The organism is Corallococcus sp. CA047B (assembly GCF_003612065.1).
GTDB lineage: Bacteria > Myxococcota > Myxococcia > Myxococcales > Myxococcaceae > Corallococcus > Corallococcus praedator.
The window spans coordinates 1-4,198 of the sequence record NZ_RAWD01000514.1; the positions used below are offsets into that span (position 1 = coordinate 1).

Here is a 4,198-nt window from a genome sequence, read left to right on the forward strand (position 1 = left end):
GTTCCGGGCGGCGGGGGTGAAGGCGTGGGCCTCCACCACGGCCCCTGACGCGGTGCGCACCCGCACCGGGCGCTCCTCGTTGGCCAGGGCGAGGGCGGTCTCCAGGCGGGCCAGGACGGGCCAGGACTCGGCGTCCACGGGACGCAGCCGGCCGGTGACGTGGTGTCCGGGGGCATCCACGAGGCGCGCGACCCGGCCGCCCCAGTTGGGCACGTGGACGTCATAGACGACGTCCACGTCCAGGGCCTCGGCGAGCTCGCCTTCGGGGAAGTCGGGCACGGGGGGCAGGCCGTGCAGGTGCCGGCTCGCCGCGGCCGGAGCCAGGTCGAGGGAGAACGCGAACCAGGGACGCGAAGCCGCGGGGCCAGGTGCCATGGACTTGAGTCTCCCCGGCGTGCGGCGGGCGGACAAGGGGCGGGCGGTGCGGATCCGCGCGGGTGGGTTCCGGGGGACGCGGAGCTTTTCCGGGAGCAGGGGCCCGATGAGGCTCCCGCTCCCGGCCCTCGCTAGAAACGCATGGCCTCCACGGCGGCCACCATCTTGCCGACGTCGTAGGCATAGAAGCCGGCCGAGTTCAGGTTGTTGATCTCCCCGACGTACAGCTCGCCCTCGTGCATGAAGACATCCAGCGCGTAGGCGCGGTCCGGTCCCCAGGTGTCCGCCATGCGCTGGGCGAACGCGTGGACCTCCGGCTCCACCTCCGATGAGGCCAACACCCGGTCACCCAGCTTGTAGAGCGAGCCCGTGATGACCCGGCCGTCCACGACGACCATGCGGTACTCGCGCTGGATGGCCCTGGGCGCGCTGACCGCCACCCACGTGTCCGCGGACACCGTGGCGTACGTGTCGAGCGCGAGGACCTGCTCGCGCCACTTCGCGAACGCCTCCCACGACGTCACCATCCCGGAGAACGACTTGTCATCCAGACAGGGCCGGATGAAGAAGCGCCCCTCCCGCTCGGGCACGTCCGCGAGGCGGCAGACCGTGGCGTCCGCGTTCAACAGGTGCCGGCCCAGGTGCTTCCGCCAGAGGCGGTAGTCGAAGTGGTCATTGATGAAGGCGCCCGGAGTCCACCCCTGCGCACGCGCATGGCGCGTCAGGCTGAGCGAACCCATCACGACCACCGGCCCTGAGAGCGTCAGCGAGGGCTCGATGCCGCCCCCGAAGGGGATGACCTTGACCAGCGTGTGCGGGATGGCCCCATGCGCCAGGACATCCATCAACGTGTGGAAGCCCTGCTCGTTGAAGAGGTTGCTCTGGACGACCCAGTGCATGTGCGGCTCCGTGGATGAGGACCGCCGCGTGGACGGGTGATGCCTCGCGCGACTGACAGCCGGCTCACGTCACCACGGCGGCGAGGATGCGCTCGAAGAGCCAGGGACTGTGACCCAGCAGGCGCACCACGGGCCTTCGCAGGCGCGGACGCCGCGCGAGCATCAGCAGGCCGTGCGTCGTCCAGGAGTACTTGCGGAACACGCGCTGGAAGGTGCGCTCGTAGGGCATCAGCGTGTCGCGGCCCGCGCCCTTCGCCAGTGCGTCCGGGAGCAGCGCGCCCAGGGACTCCGCGCAGGCGAAGGCCAGGGTGAGGCCCTCGCCCGTCACCGCGTCCACGTAGCCCGCCGCGTCCCCCACCAGCGCGAAGCGGTCCGCCACCCGCGTCCGGGCCACGCGCGCCAGCGGGCCCGCGCCGCGGACCTGCGAGTCCGGCTCCACGCCCGCGAGCTTTTCCGCGAGCCTGGGGAAGTGGGCCAGCAACGCCTCGAAGCCCACGCGCTCCGCCACGGTGCCGGCCTCCCACAGGAAGGCGATGCCCACGCGCTCCGCTCCGGCGGGCGTCACGTACGCCTCGACGCCGGAGGCGAAGTGCACCTCCACGTAGGGCGTCCATGGCACGCAGCGGAAGTGCCGCCGCAGCCCGAAGCGGCGGGGGCCGTCGAGGGCCACGTCCAGGCCCTCCGCACGCCGCAGCGGCGAGGCCAGCCCGTCCGCGGCCACCAGGAACCGGGCCTGCACCGCCCCCGTGGGTGTCTCCAGCATCACGCCTTCGTCCGTGCGTTGGTGCGCCACGACCTGCGAGTACTCGCGCAGGTCCACGCCCACTTCACGCGCCCGTGTCACGAGCGCCGTGGACAAGGCCAGCCTGCGCACGCCCAGACCGCCAGGGGCCGGCAGCTTGCCTTCCGCCGTGGTGCCATCCTCCTGCACGTAGCGGATGCCGACGAAGGGCGAACTCTCGCGCCGGTCCAGATGCGCAAGCGCCCCCAACCGCTCCAACGCAGCGAGCCCCGAGGGCATCAGGCCCTCACCACAGGCCTTGTCCACGGGCGTGGAGGACCGCTCCAGCACCACCGTGTCCAACCCACGCTGGGCCGCGGCGATGGCCACCGCGAGCCCCGCCGGGCCTCCTCCAACCACGACCACGTCGTGGCGCTTCACGTGCCACGCTCCGTTCGAGCATCCGCGAGGAACCCACGGCGCTCAGCCCCCCGGAGCAGCGCGATGGGCTGCCGGCGTGCGCGCAGGCAATGTCTGTCAGCCACGCGCAGGGGCTTCACCCGCACCACTCCGCGAGCCGGCAATCCCTGTCGACTCCGCATGAAAGCCTCACCCGCCCTGCCCTTTCACGAGTCATGCTCCGCGCGAACCATCGCCAACGCGCTCTTCGCCATCTCCACCGCGATCCCCACCGCGCCCATCTTCTTCGGCGCCGTCAGCTCGCCCGCCAGATAGCGCCGCAGCGCTTCGCCCCGGCGCAGCTTGCCGCTGGACGTGCGCGGCAACGTGCCCGGCTCCAGGATGCGCACGGTGTGCGGCTGTACGCCCGTCGCCGCCACCACCGCGGAGCGGATGTCCGCCTCCACCGACTGCTCGTTCCCCGGCGCCGAGCGCTCCGCGAGGATCAACAGCGCTTCGTCCTCGCTGCCTTCGGGCGTGAAGCCCAGCGCCACCGCGCAGCCCGTGCGCACACCCTGCACTTCGGCCAGGGGCTCTTCGAAGGCCTGCGGCGCGTGGTTCGCGCCCCGGATGATGACCAGGTCCTTCGCGCGGCCCGTCAGGTACAGCTCCCCTTCCGCGCCGAAGCCCAGGTCCCCCGTGTCCAACCAACCGTCGCCCGTGAGCGCGCGCTCCGTCGCCTCCGCGTCCTCGAAGTAGCCGCGCATCACCGACGGCCCCTTCGCGAACACGCGCCCCACCTTGCGCTCCGGCAGCTCCGCGCCGTCCTCGCCGCGCACCTGCACCTCGAAGCCCGCGACCGGCGCGCCCACGCTCACCAGCGTCCGCGCCCCATCGCGCGCCAGTCCCTCGCGCGCCAGCACGTCCGGATCCACGCCCAGTTCGCGCGGCCCTCGCCCCGCCGGAGGGAACGTCACCGCCAGCGAGGCTTCGGACAGCCCATACACCGGCCGCAGCGCCCGCGCGGAGAAGCCCCACTTCTCGAACCGCTCCGCGAACCGGCGCAGCGTGTCCGCGGACACCGGCTCCGCGCCGTTGAGCGCGTGATGCCACCCAGACAGGTCCACGCCCTGAAGCTCCGCGTCCTTCACCCGCTTCAAGCACAACCCATAGGCGAAGTTCGGCGCCGGGGACACGAAGCCCCGGTGCCGCGACAGCGCCCGCAGCCACAGCGCCGGCTTCACCAGGAACGTCTCCGGCGGAATCAGCACCAGGCTGCCCGGGTAGTACAGCGCCGAGAGCACACAGCCGATGAGTCCCATGTCGTGGTACAGCGGCAGCCAGCTCACGCCCACCGGCGTCACGCCCGGAGCCACCGGCATCGCCGCCTCCAGCGCCGCCACCTGCGCCAGGAGCGCCCCGTGCGTCAGCGCCACCGGCTTCGGCGCCACCGTGGAGCCGGACGAGAACTGGATGAGCCCCAGCGCATCGGGATCCACCTCCACCTCCAGGTCCTCGTCGCCGTGCATCACCGCGTCCACCGTGTGGCATCCCAATCGGGGCCGCGCGGTCTCCACGCTGGGCCCCAGCAGGAGCCGCACGCGCGTGTCCGTCAGCACCACCACCGCGCCCGTCACCTGGAGCATGCGCGACGTCGCCCGGTGGTACTCGTCCAGGCGCCCCAGCCGCACCGGCGGATACAGCGGCACCGGCACCGCGCCCGCCAGCAGCGTGCCGAAGTAGGCATCCATGAACGCGGGCGACGTGGGCAGGAGCAGCGCCACCCGCTCCCCCGGCTTCACCC

At 72.5% G+C, this 4,198-nt stretch carries 4 protein-coding genes; all 4 read right to left on the reverse strand.

Annotation, left to right across the window (positions count from 1 at the left end; all coding sequences use genetic code 11):
- The coding region (locus D7X74_RS40135) for a gamma-glutamylcyclotransferase family protein (RefSeq protein ID WP_147446869.1) at window positions 1-375 on the reverse strand (375 nt) is incomplete at its 3' end.
- A gap of 131 nt (window positions 376-506) precedes the next feature.
- Window positions 507-1,274: an ATP-grasp domain-containing protein gene (locus D7X74_RS40140; protein WP_120538210.1), complete on the reverse strand. Its 768-nt coding sequence runs from the start codon at window positions 1,272-1,274 to the stop codon at window positions 507-509.
- 64 nt (window positions 1,275-1,338) lie between these two features.
- A complete protein-coding gene (locus D7X74_RS40145; RefSeq protein ID WP_120538211.1) occupies window positions 1,339-2,436 on the reverse strand; it encodes an NAD(P)/FAD-dependent oxidoreductase in 1,098 nt (365 codons plus the stop codon).
- Window positions 2,437-2,621: 185 nt separating this feature from the next.
- The gene (locus tag D7X74_RS40150; RefSeq protein ID WP_120538212.1) at window positions 2,622-4,196 is read right to left on the reverse strand and encodes a fatty acyl-AMP ligase; all 1,575 of its coding nucleotides are present in this window, start codon (window positions 4,194-4,196) and stop codon (window positions 2,622-2,624) included.
- Window positions 4,197-4,198 lie beyond the last annotated feature (2 nt).

What these genes read in the sequence shown, in the direction of transcription:
- D7X74_RS40140 (WP_120538210.1), bottom strand. Translation starts at nt 1,274, where the DNA reads ATGCACTGGGTCGTCCAGAGCAACCTCTTCAACGAGCAGGGCTTCCAC.